General features: G+C 64.0%; 16 protein-coding genes. 11 read left to right on the top strand and 5 right to left on the bottom strand.

The annotated features are described in order from the left end of the window. Positions 1–33: 33 nt before the first annotated feature. Entirely contained in the window at positions 34–705 is a 672-nt protein-coding gene (locus LWF01_RS10515) for a 4a-hydroxytetrahydrobiopterin dehydratase (RefSeq protein WP_349637351.1), read from the bottom strand. Positions 706–890: 185 nt separating this feature from the next. On the opposite strand from LWF01_RS10515, the gene typA reads away from it, so the two are divergent. The 3 genes from typA to LWF01_RS10500 all read left to right on the top strand — a co-directional run bounded on the left by typA (position 891) and on the right by LWF01_RS10500 (position 6,204). Next, complete coding sequence (typA, locus tag LWF01_RS10510; RefSeq protein WP_349637350.1) at positions 891–2,843, top strand: translational GTPase TypA; 1,953 nt, start codon at positions 891–893, stop codon at positions 2,841–2,843. Between the two features lie 10 nt (positions 2,844–2,853). Beyond that, positions 2,854–4,317, top strand: coding sequence for an N-acetyl-1-D-myo-inositol-2-amino-2-deoxy-alpha-D-glucopyranoside deacetylase (mshB, locus tag LWF01_RS10505; protein ID WP_349637349.1), 1,464 nt, complete (start codon positions 2,854–2,856; stop codon positions 4,315–4,317). 84 nt (positions 4,318–4,401) lie between these two features. Next, the gene (locus tag LWF01_RS10500; protein ID WP_349637348.1) at positions 4,402–6,204 is read left to right on the top strand and encodes a VanW family protein; all 1,803 of its coding nucleotides are present in this window, start codon (positions 4,402–4,404) and stop codon (positions 6,202–6,204) included. Here LWF01_RS10500 and LWF01_RS10495 read toward each other — a convergent pair. After that, the gene (locus LWF01_RS10495; protein ID WP_349637347.1) at positions 6,201–7,286 is read right to left on the bottom strand and encodes a GNAT family N-acetyltransferase; all 1,086 of its coding nucleotides are present in this window, start codon (positions 7,284–7,286) and stop codon (positions 6,201–6,203) included. The genes LWF01_RS10500 and LWF01_RS10495 overlap by 4 nt on opposite strands. A 127-nt stretch (positions 7,287–7,413) precedes the next feature. Between LWF01_RS10495 and fdxA the strand changes: the two genes are divergently transcribed. Together fdxA and dapC are read left to right on the top strand one after the other, a co-directional pair. After that, positions 7,414–7,740 carry a ferredoxin gene (fdxA, locus tag LWF01_RS10490; RefSeq protein WP_349637346.1) on the top strand — a complete coding sequence of 109 codons (327 nt, stop codon included), beginning with the start codon at positions 7,414–7,416 and terminating at the stop codon, positions 7,738–7,740. Next, positions 7,740–8,891 (top strand): succinyldiaminopimelate transaminase, encoded by a 1,152-nt coding sequence (dapC, locus tag LWF01_RS10485; RefSeq protein ID WP_349637345.1) that lies wholly within the window; start codon positions 7,740–7,742, stop codon positions 8,889–8,891. Before fdxA ends, dapC begins: the two co-directional genes overlap by 1 nt. Positions 8,892–8,921: 30 nt before the next feature. Here dapC and LWF01_RS10480 read toward each other — a convergent pair whose 3' ends face one another. Next, positions 8,922–9,704 carry a trans-aconitate 2-methyltransferase gene (locus LWF01_RS10480; protein WP_349637344.1) on the bottom strand — a complete coding sequence of 261 codons (783 nt, stop codon included), beginning with the start codon at positions 9,702–9,704 and terminating at the stop codon, positions 8,922–8,924. A gap of 210 nt (positions 9,705–9,914) precedes the next feature. Between LWF01_RS10480 and LWF01_RS10475 the strand changes: the two genes are divergently transcribed. Beyond that, positions 9,915–11,207, top strand: coding sequence for a citrate synthase (locus LWF01_RS10475; RefSeq protein WP_349637343.1), 1,293 nt, complete (start codon positions 9,915–9,917; stop codon positions 11,205–11,207). A gap of 137 nt (positions 11,208–11,344) precedes the next feature. Here the strand turns inward: LWF01_RS10475 and LWF01_RS10470 are convergent, their stop codons facing one another. Both LWF01_RS10470 and dapD read right to left on the bottom strand, forming a co-directional pair. Continuing rightward, positions 11,345–12,211: a hypothetical protein gene (locus tag LWF01_RS10470; RefSeq protein WP_349637342.1), complete on the bottom strand. Its 867-nt coding sequence runs from the start codon at positions 12,209–12,211 to the stop codon at positions 11,345–11,347. A gap of 95 nt (positions 12,212–12,306) precedes the next feature. After that, on the bottom strand, positions 12,307–13,260 hold the full coding sequence (gene dapD, locus LWF01_RS10465) for a 2,3,4,5-tetrahydropyridine-2,6-dicarboxylate N-succinyltransferase (RefSeq protein WP_349637341.1): 954 nt from the start codon (positions 13,258–13,260) through the stop codon (positions 12,307–12,309). A 73-nt stretch (positions 13,261–13,333) separates the two neighbouring features. Here dapD and dapE point away from each other — a divergent pair, with 73 nt between their 5' ends. From dapE to LWF01_RS10440, 5 genes are read left to right on the top strand one after another with little or no spacing between them, the layout of a single operon-like run. Then, positions 13,334–14,440: a succinyl-diaminopimelate desuccinylase gene (dapE, locus tag LWF01_RS10460; protein WP_349637340.1), complete on the top strand. Its 1,107-nt coding sequence runs from the start codon at positions 13,334–13,336 to the stop codon at positions 14,438–14,440. 35 nt (positions 14,441–14,475) lie between these two features. Then, a complete protein-coding gene (locus LWF01_RS10455) occupies positions 14,476–15,240 on the top strand; it encodes an LOG family protein (protein WP_349637339.1) in 765 nt (254 codons plus the stop codon). Continuing rightward, entirely contained in the window at positions 15,237–16,118 is an 882-nt protein-coding gene (gene folP / locus LWF01_RS10450) for a dihydropteroate synthase (RefSeq protein ID WP_349637338.1), read from the top strand. Before LWF01_RS10455 ends, folP begins: the two co-directional genes overlap by 4 nt. Positions 16,119–16,139: 21 nt before the next feature. Further along, complete coding sequence (locus tag LWF01_RS10445; RefSeq protein WP_349637337.1) at positions 16,140–16,481, top strand: DivIVA domain-containing protein; 342 nt, start codon at positions 16,140–16,142, stop codon at positions 16,479–16,481. After that, on the top strand, positions 16,478–17,650 hold the full coding sequence (locus LWF01_RS10440; RefSeq protein ID WP_349637336.1) for a hypothetical protein: 1,173 nt from the start codon (positions 16,478–16,480) through the stop codon (positions 17,648–17,650). Before LWF01_RS10445 ends, LWF01_RS10440 begins: the two co-directional genes overlap by 4 nt. Positions 17,651–17,707: the final 57 nt, after the last annotated feature.

The following is a 17,707-nucleotide window of genomic DNA, read 5'->3' as shown; positions in this document are numbered from 1 at the left end:
CCTGAGCGACGCACCGGGTTTCCTGACGAAACCTCAGGTCGCCGACGTGCAGACGCACAGCTCGTTGCCTTCGGCATCGGCGAGCACCCACCAGTCTGGTGCGTGCTCGTCGGTGACCAGGTAGCCACCGGCCTCGAGCACCTCGGCGACCCGGGTTTCGGCGTGTGTGGTCGGAACGTAGACGTCGAGGTGCACCCGGTTGCGGTCTGAGCGTTGCTCGGCCATCTGCTGAAACCAGACTGTGGGCCCGACTCCGAGCGGATCGGCGAGGTCGACGGCCCCTTCCGCGGTGACCTTGTCGACATAGTTGAGCCCGGCGCGCCAGAAGTCGCGAATGGCGTCCGGATCCACCGCGTCAATAGCGAGTTCATACTTCGCCGGCGTTATCCGCTGCGGCGCTGCGTCGAGCGAATCCGCGATTTCCTGGATCTTGGCTGCCAGGTCGAGATCGGTTTCGGTGACGCCGCCCTGATCGTGGGTGGTCAGGGTGAATGCAACCGCGCGGAACTTCCATTCGATGTCCGGGTGGTGGTTGAGGCCTTCGGCGATGTCGGCGACCTGGCTGACCAGTTTCGCTGCGGTAACGAAATCCGGTGCCAGGTACCTGGCGTACAAGCTGCCGGCCAGATGAGTGAAGGCAGACGATTCCAACGTGGCGCTGGTGTCGCCGGGGGAAAGGACCACGGGCGCTGACGAAGCTTGCATGCCTCCATAGTTCCCGTCGCAATCAGAGCAGGTCAATAAATAATGACAGCTGATGACGGGTCGTTACCTGCCGACGCGGTGAGGCCCTGGGACGGCGGCAATCCGGCATGATTTCGACTTAAGCGTCGCCACACCGGTAGACTGAAGCGTCAAACCCCTTTTCTTCGTCCATGGAACGAGCCTGAATGTCTGCCCAGAATCCTGAAGCCACCACCGCCGAGCAGTTCGCGGTACGCGGCGACCTCCGAAACGTCGCCATCGTGGCACACGTCGATCATGGCAAGACGACGCTCGTCGACGCCATGCTTCGCCAGACCGGTGCCTTCGGTGACCATGGCGAAATCGCCGACCGGGTGATGGACTCCGGCGACCTTGAACGCGAAAAGGGCATCACCATTCTGGCCAAGAACACGGCAGTGTTCTACCGCGGGCCGTCCGCCGAGAAGCACGGCGAGCCGAACGGCATCACCATCAACGTGATCGACACACCCGGCCACGCTGACTTCGGCGGCGAGGTCGAACGTGGCCTGTCGATGGTTGACGGCGTCGTCCTGCTCGTCGACGCTTCGGAGGGCCCGCTGCCGCAGACCCGCTTCGTGCTCCGCAAGGCGCTCGCAGCCAAGCTTCCAGTCATCCTGGTGATCAACAAGACCGACCGGGCCGACGCGCGAATCGACGGAGTCGAGGAAGAGACCCAGGACCTGCTGCTCGGCCTGGCCAGCGATCTGGCCGATGAGGTCCCTGACCTCGACGTCGACGCGGTACTCGATGTGCCGATCGTGTACGCCGCCGCCCGTGAAGGTCGCGCATCGCTCGATCAGCCGGAAGACGGCACCGCTCCGGAGAACCCGGACCTCGAGCCGCTGTTCGAGACGATCCTGGAGACGATTCCCGCGCCGCGGTACGACCCCAGCGGCGTTCTGCAGGCACACGTGACCAACCTGGACGCCTCGCCGTTCCTCGGCCGCCTCGCACTGCTGCGGATCTTCGCTGGCAAGCTGCACAAGGGCCAGATCGTCGCGTGGGCGCGGCAGGACGGCACGATCAAAAACGTCAAGGTCACCGAGCTGCTTGAGACAAAGGGCCTGCAGCGGGTTTCCGCCGAAACCGCCTACGCCGGCGACATCGTCGCCGTGGCCGGTATCGAGGAAATCACCATCGGGGAAACCCTGACCGATCCCGACGACCCGCGTCCGCTTCCGCTGATCACTGTCGATGACCCGGCTATCTCGATGACCATCGGCATTAACACCTCGCCGCTGGCCGGTCGGGAAAAGGGCACCAAGGTCACCGCACGTATGGTCAAGGACCGCCTGGACAAGGAGCTGGTCGGTAACGTCTCGCTCCGCGTGCTGCCTACCGAACGTCCGGACGCCTGGGAGGTCCAGGGCCGTGGCGAACTTGCGCTGGCAATCCTGGTCGAGCAGATGCGCCGCGAAGGATTCGAACTCACCGTTGGCAAGCCGCAGGTTGTCACCAAGCAGGTCGACGGCAAGGTTCACGAGCCGATGGAGCACATGACCATCGACGTGCCGGAGGAATTCCTCGGTGCCGTGACCCAGTTGATGGCATCGCGCAAGGGCCGGATGGAAAGTATGTCGAACCACGGCACCGGTTGGGTCCGGATGGAGTTCATAGTTCCCGCTCGCGGCCTGATCGGGTTCCGCACCAAGTTCCTGACCGACACCCGGGGCACCGGCATCGCCTCGTCGATTGCACATGGCTACGAGCAGTGGGTTGGCGCGATCGAAATGCGCACCAACGGCTCGATGGTCGCAGACCGCTCCGGCGTTGTCACTCCCTTCGCGATGATCAACCTGCAGGAGCGCGGCTCGTTCTTCGTCGAACCGACCTCCGAGGTGTACGAAGGCATGATCGTCGGCGAGAACTCCCGCGCCGATGACATGGACGTCAACATCACGAAGGAAAAGAAGCTCACCAATATGCGTGCCGCTTCCTCGGACACCTTCGAGAACCTGACGCCGCCGCGCAAGCTCACGCTGGAAGAGTCCCTGGAGTTCGCCCGTGAGGATGAGTGCGTCGAGGTGACGCCGGCTTTCGTTCGGATCCGCAAGGTCGAGCTGGACGCCAACGCGCGCGCCAAGTCCGCGGCAAAGCTGCGGCGCGCCAACGCCTAGCGCGGACGTCGTGGCCTCCCAAGTTCCGCGACTGTTGTTCGTCCATGCCCATCCGGATGATGAGACCATCACCACCGGGGGCACGATGGCCCGCGCGGTCGCGGACGGGGCCGCTGTCACCCTGGTCACCTGCACCCGGGGCGAACTCGGCGAGGTGATTCCTGCCGAACTCGCTCAGCTTCAGGCACCGGCGACTGAGGCTGAACGCCGGGCCAGCGGAAACCACGGCGATCGGCTCGCGGAGCATCGTGAGGGCGAACTTGCCGCGGCGATGGCCGTGCTTGGCGTCACCGATCATCGCTTCCTCGGTGACGTTTACGGAGAAGACGATCTGACCCCCCGACGCTTCCGCGATTCCGGCATGGTCTGGGGGCGCTCCGGCCACGCCGAGGCGCCGGCGGAAATGCATCCCGATGCGTTGTGCAATGCTCCGATCGCCGAGGCCGCCGGTTATTTGGAGCGGATAATTCGCGAGGTACGGCCGCACGTCGTCGTCAGTTACAACATCCACGGCGGCTACGGCCACCCTGACCACGTGCGTGCGCAGCAGATCACGATGGCTGCGATCGAAGCTGCCGCGAAAAGCTTCCAGAAGCAGCCCGGCTGGCCGGTGCCGAAGGTGTACCAGATCGATACACCCGAATCCGAGCTCCGGGCAGACTTCGACCCCGGGCAACCGGGATTCGCCGAAACCGGGTTTTCTCCGGTCGAGGCGATCCCGATCACGCCGACCCCCGATCATGAGGTGACAACCGCCGTCGACATCGATGCCTTCGTCGGGGCGAAGGCTCTGGCGCTTTCCCGGCACGCCACCCAGGTTTCAGTGATCGGGCAGTTCATGGCGCTGAGCAACCGGATCGGACAGCGGATTGCCGACGTGGAGTATTTTCGCCTGGTGCGAGGCACTCCAGGGCCCGCGAACGGATCAGATGGCCGCGAGACCAGCCTGATTGCCGGTCTCGAACTGGCGGACGGGGCGCTGAGCGACGACGCCCTGAGCGGAGTCAGCCGGAGCGGAGCCAGTCCCGACGGCGCGATTCACACCGGTTCCGCCGGCTCTGACTACCTGGCCGAGGAACGGATCGAGATGTCGGCGCGGCAGCGCGGCATCATCGGCTATCTAACCGCTCTGGTGCTCGGACTGATCGTGGCGATCACCGGCACCCTGCAACACCTGTCCTACCTGATGGTTGGCGGCTCGATGTTGCCTGTGGGCCTCGTACTGAGTCTACTGCTGGTCATCTCGTCGCAGGTGTATGTCGCCGCCTTCTCCCGCCGAACCGGCCCAGCCATGCTCATCGGCACGATGTGTTTTGTCGCTGCCTTCGTCTTCTCTCAGACAACGTTTTCTCCGGGTGGGTCGTACCTGGTCGCCAGCAATCTTCGCGGCCTCGGCTGGCTGGTGCTGCCGGCCGCAATTACAGCCGTGATGGCTTTCGTACTGCCGAAACGACTGCGGAGGCTCGAGGGCTAGGTCAGCGGATCGTTGCAGCTCCGTAACCACGCAGGACCCGTTACACGCTGAAGCAATTCTGCTGCCGCTGTAACATATTGCCTTGTGTCTGACAACAACTCCCTCGACGAGGACAACTCCCGGACCGTTCCCGATGCCGGCATTGATGCTCCGAGCCCAGATGTCGACAGCGATGACCCGAACCGAAGTGGATTGGCAACAGACGTGAGCGAAGCTAAGCGGAGGCGACCTGCCAAAGGCTGGACGATCGCAATTTCTGCGATCGTCCTGATCGGTGTCGCCTACCTCGGTGCAGTCCTGTACGCGAGTGCCAAGGCCCCGGCAAACCTGAGCGTGGCCGGGATCGACGTGGGAGGGCAGAGTGCCGACGAAGCGCGGACCACCCTCGACGAGAGGCTGGCTCCACGTGCCGAGGATCTGTTCCCGGTCATGGTAGGCGAGAAGTCCGCAGATCTGGACCCGAAAGATGCCGGGATGGCGCTTGATGTCGACGCGACTGTCGACCGGGCGGTCGGCCTGAACTGGTCGCCACAGGTGATCTGGTCGAGACTGACCGGAGCGACTGAAGTTTCGCCCGTGACCTCTGTCGACGAGGCGAAGCTGCAAGCTGCGCTTGAGGATGCCGCCAAGGAAGTCAACACCGATCCGGTCGATGCCGCAGTGGTCTTCGAGGATGGCAAACCTCAGGCAGTGCCGGGGGACAAGGGCCTGTCCATGACGGTGGAGGAAGCCGTGGGCACCGTCCGCCAGGAGTGGCTGGCGGAGGAAAACAAGGTCATCGACCTTCCGGCCGCGGTGGTGGCCCCGGAGATCAGTGATGACGAGGCAGAGGAGACATTGAGTTCGGTAGCCGAACCAGCCGTCTCGGAGCCGGTCAAGGTCTCGGTGGACTCCGAAGTGCTCGATGTCAGCCCGAAGATCATCGCCAGCACCCTGTCGTTCCACCCGAAGGACGGCAAGCTCGAGCCGCGCTTCGACGAGAAGGAACTTCACAAGCGGGTGGTGGCCGCAAATCCACAGGTTGGCGTGGAGGCCCGGGACGCGACCGTCGAGTTGAAAGACGGCAAGCCGACGGTAGTGAAATCCGTTTCAGGGAAGTCCGTCGACGCCAAGGATCTTGCTGCCGCCGTGGTTCCGGCGCTGACATCCTCCGAACGCACCGGCACGGTCGAACTCAGTGACAGCGAGCCGGACTTCACCACCAAGGACGCCGAGAAGCTCGGCATCAAGGAAGTCATTTCAGATTTCGCCACACCCTACGCCTCATCGCCGAACCGTGACACGAATCTCCGGGTCGCGGCAAAGCGGGTCACCAACACAGTGGTCAAGCCGGGCGAGCAGTTCAGCCTGAACAAGGCGATTCTGGAACGGACGGCGGCCAACGGCTACAAGTCCGCCGGGGTGATTTCTGAAGGCCAGATGAAGGAAGATTTCGGCGGCGGTGTTTCGCAGATCTCGACCACCCTGTTCAACGGAGCGTTCTTCGCCGGGCTTCAGCTCGACGAGCACCAGGCGCACTCTCGCTACATTTCCCGCTACCCCGAGGGCCGTGAGTCGACGCTGGACTGGAGCAGCATCGACATGAAGTTCACCAACGACTCCGACCACGGAGTTCTGCTGCAGATGTACCTGGAAGGTGGCAAGGTTCACGTGAAGGTCTGGGGCACGAAGACGGTGGACGTCGACGCCAGCAAGTCGGAGCGGTTCGCCTATACCAGCGGCACAACGATCAAGGAATCAGCTGCCGGCTGCAAGCCGCAGAGTCCGTCGCAGGGCTGGTCGGTGAAGATCGGCCGCACGATCAAGGATGCCGATAGCGGCAAGGTAATTAAGAGAGATGGATTCACCACGGTGTATCGCCCGGTGAACAAGGTGGAGTGCGACTAGCGCTTGACCCGGTAGTGGTAGCGGTGGTGCTCGGTGAAGCCAAGGTTCTGGTACGCGCGTAGCGCAGCCTCGTTCTGCTCCTCGACCTGCAGGGCCAGCGACCTGAATCCCTGCTGATAGGCGTGTGCCGCCAGCAGCCTGACCATCAGGGTGCCGACGCCGCCCCGGCGGATGACCGGATTGACATTCACATCGCTGAGCACCGCCCAGCGCTGTGAGATCGCCAATCGCGCGATGCCGGCTGGCTGACCGTTCGCCACGCTGGATACAGTCAGGAACATCTGTTGCGGCGCGCAGGTGAGTAGCTCGTGCAGGGGAGTGGGCCGACCCTCCGCGGTAGGGTGCCCCAGCCCTGCGTAGAAGTCGTCGGATGGTTCGTCGCTCAGTACGCACGCCCAGTCGGGAGACTGCAGGTCGGCCGGCCTTATCGCGCCGCCGGCGACCTCGATGCTCGCCGCCGTCATAGCGACCGTCGGCTTGGCCGACTGCCAGCCGGCCTCATCCAGTGCAGCCTCCGCGGGGTGGACTTCACCCTGGACGGCGAAAACACACACGGCGGGCGTCAGCGAACGCTCGCTGTACCAGCGGCTGACCGCCTCGATCGTCGGGCCGGGGGGCATACCTGGATCGTCGAGCGCAAGCGCCGAATTCGCCCGGCTGGTGTAGCCGCCTGCCGCCCGAAGCAGCCAGCCCCTCTCACGGGTCTCGCCGGATTCATCGGCTTCGCCTTCGGCGCCGGCCAGTTCCTGGCGGACGTTGTCCGCATGCAACCAGGCAGATTCCCGCGGGCGCCAGGTCGCTGCGAATATCCGCTGCAAACCTGACGGGCCGAGCGCCCGGTGCGCCGCGCCGCGGCGTTCCGGCGCCGGAGGAACCTCGTGACCGAGAACTATCGAAGTGTGCGGCACCGAGATATCGCCGGACCGGGTGTGCACGGTGAGCGCTTCGGCCGAGTTGGCCGTGACCGTGCCTAGGGCGTCGCTGAGACCGCCGGATGTGAGCGAATAGCGCACCACAACCCGGGTACCGGCTTTCCAGCTTTGTGGATCAGAGGAAGGAGCGCCTGCTGTGTCGTGAGTCATAACCACCCGATGGTTCTGCGGATCAAGAGATCAGGGATACTTGAAAGATAGTAATTAGCTACTCACCCTAGTTTTCCCAATGGGGCCGACGTCAGGACTGGCCAGGCCCGAGGAGGATGTACCGACCGTGACGTACGTCATCGCGCAACCGTGCGTGGATGTTAAGGACAAAGCCTGCATCGATGAGTGCCCTGTCGATTGTATCTACGAGGGCGAGCGTTCGCTCTACATCCATCCGGACGAGTGCGTCGACTGCGGCGCCTGTGAGCCAGTGTGTCCGGTCGAGGCGATCTACTACGAGGACGACACGCCTGAGCAGTGGGCCGACTATTACAAGGCCAACGTGGAGTTCTTCGACGAGATCGGCTCGCCGGGCGGTGCCGCGAAGCTCGGCAACACGGGTAAGGATCACCCGATGATTGCCGTCCTGCCGCCGCAAAACCAAGACCACTGATGGCGACGGGATTCGGTCTCGACCTACCCGACTACCCCTGGGAGTCGCTCGCGCCCTATGCTGCCAGAGCCCGGGAGAACGCCAACGGCATGGTCGATCTGTCGATAGGCACCCCGGTCGATTCCACCCCCGAACATATCCAGGCCGCGCTGTGTGCTGCCGCGGACGCGCCGGGCTATCCGACAACCGCCGGAACACCGGAACTGCGCGCCGCGATCACCGACTGGTTCGCCCGCCGGCGCAACGTACCCGACCTGGATCCCGAGACAACCGTTTTGCCGACGCTTGGATCGAAGGAGCTCGTTGCCTGGCTGCCAACCCTGCTCGGTATGACATCCGGGGATGTGGTCGCGCATCCGCGGATTGCATACCCAACCTATGACATGGGCGCCAGGATCGCCGGGGCGACCGCGCTGCCGATCGACGCCGTCGAGCTAATTTCCGGTGAACCTGGCGAGGACACATCGGCCGTCCGGCTGCTCTGGTTGAACTCGCCGGGCAATCCGACCGGCGAGGTGCTGAGCCTGGAGACCCTTGCGGCCACCGTTCGCTGGGCCAGGGCGAACAATGTCGTCGTGGTCTCTGACGAGTGTTACGCCGAGTTGGCGTGGGAAGACGGATCCGGGAGCACGCCGGACGTCCCCTGCCTGCTGGATCCGCGAGTCAGCGGCGGCTCGCTGGACAACCTGCTGGTCGCCTACTCGCTGAGCAAGCAGTCAAACCTTGCCGGTTACCGTTCGTCGTTCCTGGCCGGTGATCCCGTACTGATCAGGAGCCTCACGACCTCGCGCAAACACGCCGGGATGCTTGTGCCCAAGCCGGTGCAGGAGGCCACCCGGGCCGCGCTGGGCGACAATACCCATGTGGCCGAGCAGAAGGACCGATATGCGGCCCGGCGTCGAAGCCTGAAGCCGGCACTGGAAGCCTGGGGCCTTCGGATCGATCATTCCGAGGCGGGGCTTTACCTTTGGGCCAGCGCAGATGAGGACTGCTGGGTCACGATTGACCGGCTGGCCGATCTCGGCATTCTCGCCGGGCCAGGTATCTTCTACGGCGCGGCCGGTGCGCAGCATGTTCGCTTCGCGCTCACCGGGAGTGACGAACGGATCGGCGAAGCGGTCAGCCGGCTAACCAGGCCGACTGCAAGCTAGCGTTCCGTCCGCAAGCTAACCGAGCCGGTTCTACAGCTTCCGGCCGACAGCAAACACCCGGCGGAATGGGAACACGGTGCCGTGCTCGCTGGCGGGATAGGCCTCTCGGAGCGCGGTTGAGTATGTCGCGATGAATTCATCTGCCTCATGAGCGTCAAGGGCAGCGAGGATTGGCAGCAGCGCGGTACCCCGGACCCAATCGAGCACCGGGTTCTCGCCGGTAAGCACGTGCAGGTAGCTGGTCTCCCAGACGGTGGCCGCGAAGCCCGCGCGCTGCAGCATGCTCAGATACTCCGCCGGCCCGGCCACCACGTCCTCATGCCGCAGGACATCGCCCAGCCGCCCGGACCACCGGGGCGATTCCGCAAGGCCACGCATCAGCCGGTGCGAGGGAGCGGCGAAGTTGCCTGGAACCTGCCAGCCGATCCACGCGCCCGGCCTCAGACTTGTCAGCCATGAACCCAGCAGGGCGCGGTGTCCGGGCACCCACTGCAGGGCGGCGTTACTGATCACCACGTCATCCTGTTCGTCCGGGGTCCACGACTCGATCTGGCTCTGAGTGAATGTGATACTGCCCACTGAGCCGTGATCGGCTCGGGCTTTTGTGATCATCGCGCCGTCGGAATCGAGCCCGGAAATTCTGGCCGCGGGCCAGCGCCGCGCGAGCGCCGCGGTGAGATTTCCCGGCCCGCAGCCCAGATCGACTACGCGTCGAACCGCTGTATCTTCTGGTCGAATGGCCGACAACAGGTCGAAGAACGGCCGGGATCGATCATCGGAGAACAGCTGATAGACATCTGGATCCCAGTTCATGATTCGTCTCCCTGTCCGTCCGACCGGCTGAAGTAGCTTGATGTCAAGATACTATCGAAGGGATCAGGCAATTTCCTGACTGTAGGTGAGTACGGGTAACGTTCTTTGAGATTGTTGCGGGTCTGCATTGGCTGACGACGCCGAAATGACCTATGGCTCGCTTCGCACGATGACTCATTCTGCACTGGAACATGGGCAAGGGGAGAAGTAATGGCGGATGCCAGCTCGGCGAGCTTTAAGGTTAATGAGACGGAGATCGAACTTCCGCTGGTGGAGGCCACCGACGGTACGTCCGGCTATCACATCGGCTCGCTGCTCAAATCGGCCGACGTCACCACTTTCGACCCAGGCTACGTGAACACCGCCATCGCCCGATCTGAGATCACCTATATCGATGGCGACAACGGCATTCTGCGTTATCGCGGCTACCCGATCGAGGAGCTCGCGGAGAAGTCCAGCTTCGTCGAGGTTTCCTACCTGTTGATCTATGGCGAGCTGCCGACGGCCGAACAGCTGGAAGCTTTCGATCAGCGAATCCGCCGCCACACGCTGCTGCACGAGGACCTGCGCCGCTTCTTCTCAGCATTCCCATACGACGCGCACCCGATGCCGGTTCTTTCCTCGGCGGTCTCGGCACTGTCAACGTTCTACCAGGATGCCCTCGATCCATTCGACGAGGAGCAGGTCGAACTGTCGTCCGTACGGTTGCTGGCGAAGCTTCCTACGATTGCCGCATACGCGAATCGCAAGTCCCAGGGTCTCCCGACTGTGTTCCCGGATAATTCGCACGGTCTGGTTGAGAACTTCCTGCGGCTGAACTTCGGCTTCCCATCCGAGCCGTACGAAATCGATGAAACGGCGCGTAAGGCGCTCGATCTGCTGTTCATCCTGCACGCCGACCACGAGCAGAACTGTTCGACATCCACGGTACGTCTCGTCGGTTCGAGCCAGGCCAACCTATTCGCCTCTGTTTCGGCCGGTATCCACGCCCTGGCCGGCCCGCTGCATGGTGGCGCCAACTCGGCCGTGCTGGAAATGCTGCAGGGCATCAAGGACTCCGGCGAGGGCGTTCAGAAATTTGTCGAACGGGTCAAGAACAAGGAATCCGGCGTTCGGCTGATGGGCTTCGGCCACCGGGTCTACAAGAATTACGACCCTCGAGCGACCATCATCAAGAAGACCGCCGACGAGGTGCTCGGCAAGATGGGCAAGAACGACGAGCTGCTCGACATCGCACACGAACTGGAACAGATCGCACTCAGCGACGACTACTTCGTCTCGCGCAAGCTGTATCCGAACGTCGACTTCTACACCGGCCTGATCTATCAGGCGCTCGGCTTCCCGACCAAGATGTTCACCGTGCTATTCGCCATCGGCCGGCTGCCGGGCTGGATCGCACAGTGGCGCGAGATGATCAATGACCCGGAGACCAAGATCGGCCGCCCGCGCCAGATCTACACCGGTGCGCCCGAGCGGGCGTACATTCCGGTCGAGGAGCGCTGAGCCGCCGGCTAGTTGGCTCGCAGCTGGACCGCCGCACCTAGACCGCCGCACCTAGACCGCGAGCAGCATGTAGGGCCGCGAGCGCATTCAGACCCGTTCCTACACCCGGCTCGCGATCTATTCGATTTGACTAGCGCTCAGCCGACCCGGATCACGACGTCACTGTCGGCGCCGAGTCGATCGGCCGTCGACAGTTCGCGGTCGGCCTGCCAGGCTTTGCCGCTTTCCGACCTGATCCACTGTTTTTGCTTGGTCGCCACCGCCACGACGTTGTAACGGCCGGCCGAGGCCACACCCCAGGAAGCGACCGCCCAGTTTCGCTGCGCCACTGCCGCGGAGTTTTCCCCACGACTGCCGACGCGCACTTCCCAGACCGCGCGTTCGGAGTGCTGGTCGCTCACCTCGCGGCTGGAGACCTGCACCGATACGAACTGTTGAACGAGCGATGTCTTAAGCCGCTCGGCCGCATCCTCGGGGCTGGTTGATTCGTCGATCGCCTCGTCGTCGGTCCCGGGATCAGAAATTCCCCGAAGCCGGCAATTGATTCCGCCCGGGGTGTTGCCGGTCAGTCCCGATGCGAAGTTGCGCGCCATGTCCTCGTGCTGCGCATAGGCCTCGGGATAGGCCGAGCGCTGCACCTTCTGTGCCGCTACGGTGATCGGAAGCGAACGGTAATTCTTCACCTTGACCAGGGCGTCGTAGAACTTGTTGGTGGCGTACAACGGATCCTGTACCTCTTCCTCGGAGCCCCAATCCTGGGACGGCCGCTGTTGGAAGAGGCCAAGCGAATCCGCATGGCCGTAGTCGACGTTGATCAGCTTCGATTCCTGTTCCGCCGTCGCCAGTGCGATGGTGACGGCGCGGGCAGGGAGGCCACGGCCGACGGCAACAGCGGAAATTATCGCGGCGTTTCCGGCCTGCTCCGGCGAAAGGTCGTAACTGGTCTCTTTCACCGTCGCGGTGCATTTCGGCGTCACGATTGGATCAATAGTCGACCTGCTCACAAGCACAATTGTGGTGGTCACGGCGAGAGCCACGACCACCACCGCGACGAGCAGAGCGCCGAGCGCCCGATTCGGGCGCCGGGGTCCGGATCCACTCAATGTGCGTGCAGCGCTTCGTTCAGCTGAACAGTTCCGCCGTGGCGCGGCAGAACCTCGACCACGCCGGTGGTCGAATTGCGGCGGAACAGCAGGTTGTTCTGGCCGGATAGTTCGACGGCCTTGACCTGCTCGCCGTCGCCACCGTTGCCAACCACAGTGACACGGGTTCCGGCGGTGAGGTACAGGCCGGCCTCGACGACGCAGTCGTCACCGATGCTTACCCCGACGCCGGAATTGGCGCCGAGCAGCGAGCGCTCGCCGATGGTGATCCGCTGGGTCCCGCCGCCCGAGAGCGTCCCCATGATCGAGGCCCCGCCGCCGATGTCGCTGCCGATTCCCACCACGACGCCAGCGGAAACCCGGCCCTCGACCATTGCATGGCCGAGCGTTCCGGCGTTGTAGTTCACGAAACCCTCGTGCATGACGGTGGTTCCCTCGGCCAGGTGCGCACCAAGACGTACCCGGTCGGCGTCGGCGATACGCACGCCGGTCGGAATCACGAAGTCGGTCATCCGCGGGAACTTGTCCACCCCGTAGACGGCGACGGCGCCGTTGCGCAGCAGCCGGGCACGAGTGAGTTCGAAGCCGGCGACCGTGCACGCGCCGGCCGACGTCCAGACGACGTTGGGCAACTTCCCGAAAATGCCGTCCAGATTGATCGAGTTCGGCGTCACCAGCCTGTGCGACAGCAGGTGCAGTCGCAGGTAGGCATCGGCGGCGTCGGCCGGCGCGACGTCGAGGTCGATCGTCTGGCTGACCACCGAAGTATTGACCTGGCGAAGCTCGTCGCTGCCCTCAAGGGCTTCCAGCTGGCGAGCGAGGTCAGATGTGGCGCGCACTTTTTCGTCTGCTGAGGACACGAGGGCCGGTTCCGGGTACCAGACACTCAGGGTGTCCCCGCTGGTGGTGATTGTGGCAAGTCCGAGGGCTGTGGCGAAGCGAGTTGTCATGCGGACAAGCGTACTTTCCTTTTCTGACGGCCGCCTAAATGTCCACAGCCCATCGAACGCTAGGGTCGTAGGTATGGCAGACGTAGTGAATTCAAACCTTCTCGACCTGGATGGCGACGTAGCGCAGCTGACCCGGCAGTTGTGCGACATCGAGTCGGTGTCAGGTAACGAGACCGCCGTGGCAGATGCCGTCGAACACGCCTTGCGTGGCATCGGCGCATCCGGAGGGACCGAGCTGGAGATCCTGCGGGATGGCGACACCATCGTGGCCCGGACCCGGCTGGGGAAGCCTGAACGGGTCGTCATCGCCGGTCACCTGGACACCGTGCCTCTCGCCGATAACCTGCCCACCTGGCTCGACGGTGATGGCGATGAGCAGTTGATCTATGGCCGCGGCACCGCCGACATGAAGGCCGGGGTGGCAATGCAGCTTTCAGTTGCCGCTGCCCTGCGTAATCCGCAGCGGGACATCAGCTGGGTGTTCTACGACCATGAGGAGGTCAACGCCGAGCTCAACGGCCTTCGCCGGGTGACCGAAAACCATCCGGACTGGCTTGCCGGTGACTTCGCGGTGCTCGGCGAGCCCACCAAGGCCGGCATCGAGGGTGGCTGCAATGGAACTTTGCGAGCCGAGGTCACCACCCGCGGACGACGCGCGCACTCGGCCCGCGCCTGGATGGGCGTCAACGCGATCCACGCCGCGGGACATATTCTGTCCCGGCTGGAGGCATACCAACCGCAGGCAAAGAACGTCGACGGACTCGACTTCCAGGAGTCACTCTCCGCTGTTGCGATCAGCGGCGGCGTGGCCGGAAACGTCATCCCGGACGAATGCGTCGTCACGGTCAATTACCGGTTCGCGCCATCGATGAGCGCGAGCGAGGCCGCCGAGCACCTTGGCACCCTGTTCGAGGGATTTGAGCTGCGGGTCACCGATTCCGCCGAGGGCGCCCGGCCCGGACTGGACCGGCCCGCGGCCGCCGAGTTCGTCGCCGCCATCGGTGGTATCCCCGAGGCGAAGGTTGGCTGGACGGATGTGGCCCGCTTCTCGGCGCTCGGTGTTCCAGCGGTGAATTTCGGCCCGGGGGATCCGCTCCTCGCGCACAAGGACGATGAGCATGTTCCGGTCGCGCAGATCTATCAGGCTCGGGACGCGTTGCTCAACTGGCTCGAGGGCTGAGCCGTATCTAGGCCGCCGACAGGTAGCCTGAGTCCATGAGTCAAGTTTCACGACCGGGTGCCAGTCCGGAGCCGTACGAGTACAACAAGGGCCCGGTGACGCTGCGTCGTGGCCTGGTGCCGAAATCGACGACCGACCAGCGGTTGCTGGACTCCGGCGGGCCGGCGGATTGGGTGCATACCGACCCGTGGCGGGTGCTGCGCATCCAGAGTGAGTTCGTCGAGGGTTTCGGCGCGCTGGCCGAACTGGGACCGGCAGTCAGCGTTTTCGGTTCCGCGCGGACCCAGAGGGACGCCCCGGAGTACGAGCTTGCCGTGCAGATCGGCAGTCGGCTGGTCGATGCCGGGTTCGCCGTCATCACCGGTGGCGGGCCAGGGGCGATGGAAGGCGCGAACAAGGGCGCCATGGAAGCCGGCGGAGTGTCGGTTGGCCTTGGTATCGAGCTGCCGTTCGAACAGGGCCTCAACCAGTACGTCGACCTCGGCGTGAATTTCCGCTATTTCTTTGCCCGCAAGACGATGTTCGTGAAGTACGCGCAGGGATTCATCGTGCTGCCCGGGGGATTTGGCACGTTCGATGAGCTCTTCGAGGCACTCGTCCTGGTGCAGACCGGCAAGGTGACTTCCTTCCCGATCGTGCTGGTCGGCACCGCGTACTGGCAGGGGCTGCTCGATTGGATCAAGGGACCCGTGCTGGAGCAGAAGATGATTTCGGAACCGGATATCGATCTGTTGTTCGTCACCGACGACGTCGATGAGGCGGTGCAGCGGATCGCTTCCGCCCAGGATCCGAACGCGTGAGCTTGCTCCGGTTGGGAAGTCGCACCATCACCCCGGCTCGTCCGGCGGTGATGGCGGTGATCAACCGGACGCCGGACTCGTTCTACTCCGGTGCCAGGACGCTCGACGATAACCTCGCGCAGGACGCCGTGCAGATGGCGATCGACGAGGGTGCGGACATCATCGATATCGGCGGAGTCCGTGCCGGCTATGGGGACGCGATCAGCGCCGCAGAGGAAATTTTGCGGGTGGCGGGATTCGTCGAATGGGTGCGTGACAGCTACCCGGACGTGCTGATCAGCATCGACACCTGGCGCTCCGAGGTGGCCGACGCGGCGGCCTCCGGTGGCGCCAATTTAATCAACGACACCTGGGCCGGGCACGACCCCCTGCTGATTGAGGTCGCCGCTGCGCACAGGATCGGCATCGTGTGTTCGCATACCGGCCATCTTCCGCCGCGCACCGACCCACACCGGATGCGCTACGGACGCAGTACCCGGGGAGTGCTCGACGACGTGCTCGTGACCCTGAAGGAATCGGCGTCCCGAGCAATACGGGCCGGCATCGACCCAGCCTCGATTCTGGTCGATCCAACCCACGACTTCGGCAAGAACACCCGGCATGGGCTCCTGCTGCTGAAACATACCGAGGAGATCGTCGCCCTGGGGTATCCGGTCCTGATGGCGTTGTCCCGCAAGGACTTCGTGGGGGAGACGCTCGGTCTGGACAAACCGGAACAACGGCTCGAAGGCAGCCTGGCCGCAACCGCGGTGGCGGCCTGGCAGGGTGCGCTGGTCTTCCGGAGCCACGACGTGCTCGCGACCAGGCAGGTGCTCGACATGGTCGCGAGCATAAAGGGCGACCGCCAGCCAAGCCGCTCCGTGCGGGGCCTCGCCTGAGCGCTGTGACACCATTGAGGGATGCCCATCTGGATCGTCATCGGCCTGTGCGCCGCCGTCCTCGTGCTCATTGCGGCGGTAGCCACGGCATTTGGTTTCGTGCGTGGCGGACTCGACAAGCCGGCCTCGTCGGCGCCGACAAAGATGCTGCCCGACCCGGCGACAGCCGAGGACATCGATAACATCCGGTTCTCGCTGGGATTCCGTGGCTACCGGATGGATGAGGTGGATGCGGTAATCGACCGGCTCCGCGACCAGATCGCGGCTCAACAGCAACAGTTGGCTCAGCGGCCGACCGAGCCACGATCAGGGCAGGAGCACGATCCTGGCGCAGGCGGCACCAGCAGCGCCGATCAGCCGTGATTCACCGGGTTGTCGATCTGCTTCGGAGGCTGCCGTGGTGGGCTGCGGTCCTTGGCGTCTACGCGATCGCCCGGCTGCTCAGCTATCTGACATTCTGTGCTGTCGCGCGGTTCCAGGTGGAGAGCCCGTGGGGACCAGCGCAGCCTTCGTACCTGGAATTCGTCGGCGCCTGGGATAGCGACTGGTACCGGACTATATTCGCCGAGGGATACCCGAGCCGGCTGCCGGACGACGGCAATGGCAATGTCGCCCAGAACCCCTGGGCCTTCTATCCGTTGTATCCCGTGCTGGTTCGGCTGCTCGACGCGGCCACCGGACTCGGCTGGCAGGTGCTCGCCCCTACCGTCAGCCTGCTCGCCGGTGCGGCAGCAGCGATCGTGATCTACCGGTTGTTCGCCCGTCGGACCAATCCCGCCACTGCGCTCGCCGGAGTGCTCTTCTTCGCCACCTTTCCAACGGCGGCGATCTTTCAGACCGGCTATGCGGAATCGTTGACCATCCTCCTGCTGGCCTCGGCGCTGCTGCTGGTTGCCCGCCGCCGATACTGGCTGGCGATCCCTGTTGTGTTCCTGCTAGCGCTGGCAAGGCCGATCGGAGTTCCGTTCGCGTTCTTCATGCTGATCCATTTGATCCTCCGGATCGTCCAGCGGCGGAGCGATCCGTACCGGCTGCCGGAGGTCGTTGCGAGCTGGAGTCTCGGCGTTCTGGCATGTGCCGCCGCGCTGGCGTTCCCGATCGCGGCGTGGCAGGTGACAGGTTCGATAACCGCCTACACCGACACCGAAGCGGCGTGGAGCGGAGGAGAAATCAGCTGGTTCTCCGGCTGGTTCCGGATGGGGGAGTTTCTGGCCGGGCCGGTGTGGGGACCAGTTCTGGTGCTAGCAGTGGTCGGCGCAATGATTGCCGCAATACTCTCCCCGGCGGGAAAGACGATGGGCGCCGACCTTCAAGCTTGGTGCTTCGGCTACGGGTTCTACCTGCTGATGGTGTTCAGTCCGCATACTTCGACGTTCCGGATGGTACTGCCGCTCTTTCCGCTGGCGCTTGCGCTGGCCGCTCCACAATCCAGGGCCTATCGGGGCGCGGTTCTGGTGGGATACCTGCTCCTGCAGGTGATCTGGATCGCCTGGTTGTGGCAATTCACTCCGCCGAGTGATTATCCACCGTGATCGGGTGGGCGAAAAAGCGAGGCTCACCCGAGCCGGTGGTGATGCCGCTCACCTTCA

Source organism: Saxibacter everestensis (assembly GCF_025787225.1).
GTDB lineage: Bacteria > Actinomycetota > Actinomycetes > Actinomycetales > Brevibacteriaceae > Saxibacter > Saxibacter everestensis.
This window is presented reverse-complemented; position numbering and strand designations above follow the sequence as displayed.

Coding starts and splice junctions, on each gene's coding strand:
- LWF01_RS10515 (WP_349637351.1), bottom strand. CDS start 705: ATGCAAGCTTCGTCAGCGCCCGTGGTCCTTTCCCCCGGCGACACCAGC.
- typA (WP_349637350.1), top strand. CDS start 891: ATGTCTGCCCAGAATCCTGAAGCCACCACCGCCGAGCAGTTCGCGGTA.
- LWF01_RS10495 (WP_349637347.1), bottom strand. CDS start 7,286: ATGACTCACGACACAGCAGGCGCTCCTTCCTCTGATCCACAAAGCTGG.
- dapC (WP_349637345.1), top strand. CDS start 7,740: ATGGCGACGGGATTCGGTCTCGACCTACCCGACTACCCCTGGGAGTCG.
- LWF01_RS10480 (WP_349637344.1), bottom strand. CDS start 9,704: ATGAACTGGGATCCAGATGTCTATCAGCTGTTCTCCGATGATCGATCC.
- LWF01_RS10475 (WP_349637343.1), top strand. CDS start 9,915: ATGGCGGATGCCAGCTCGGCGAGCTTTAAGGTTAATGAGACGGAGATC.
- dapD (WP_349637341.1), bottom strand. CDS start 13,260: ATGACAACTCGCTTCGCCACAGCCCTCGGACTTGCCACAATCACCACC.
- dapE (WP_349637340.1), top strand. CDS start 13,334: ATGGCAGACGTAGTGAATTCAAACCTTCTCGACCTGGATGGCGACGTA.
- LWF01_RS10455 (WP_349637339.1), top strand. CDS start 14,476: ATGAGTCAAGTTTCACGACCGGGTGCCAGTCCGGAGCCGTACGAGTAC.
- LWF01_RS10445 (WP_349637337.1), top strand. CDS start 16,140: ATGCCCATCTGGATCGTCATCGGCCTGTGCGCCGCCGTCCTCGTGCTC.